Genomic DNA, 335 nt, shown 5'->3' with positions numbered 1-335 from the left:
ATAGCCTGGTTAAACGCAAAACCAGCTATTGGGCAAATATTCTGGTTGTGAAAGATCCGGCAGCACCGGAAAATGAAGGTAAAGTGTTTAGATATCGTTTTGGCAAAAAAATTTGGGATAAAATTAATGCAATGATTGCAGTGGATGTGGAAATGGGCGAAACCCCGGTGGATGTGACCTGTCCGTGGGAAGGCGCAAATTTTGTGCTGAAAGTGAAACAGGTGAGCGGCTTTTCTAATTATGATGAATCTAAATTTCTGAATCAGAGTGCAATTCCGAATATTGATGATGAATCATTTCAGAAAGAACTGTTTGAACAGATGGTGGATCTGAGC

Annotated in this window: 1 protein-coding gene; it reads left to right on the top strand. The window is 40.6% G+C overall.

The window, feature by feature from the left end; genetic code table 11:
- Positions 1–335: hypothetical protein (locus tag SB751_RS28910; protein WP_410748897.1), on the top strand; the 335-nt coding region annotated here is incomplete at both ends.

Origin of the sequence: Cupriavidus sp. SIMBA_020, from assembly GCF_046535395.1 — a bacterium.
GTDB classification, from domain to species: Bacteria; Pseudomonadota; Gammaproteobacteria; order Burkholderiales; family Burkholderiaceae; genus Cupriavidus; species Cupriavidus campinensis.
This window is presented reverse-complemented; position numbering and strand designations above follow the sequence as displayed.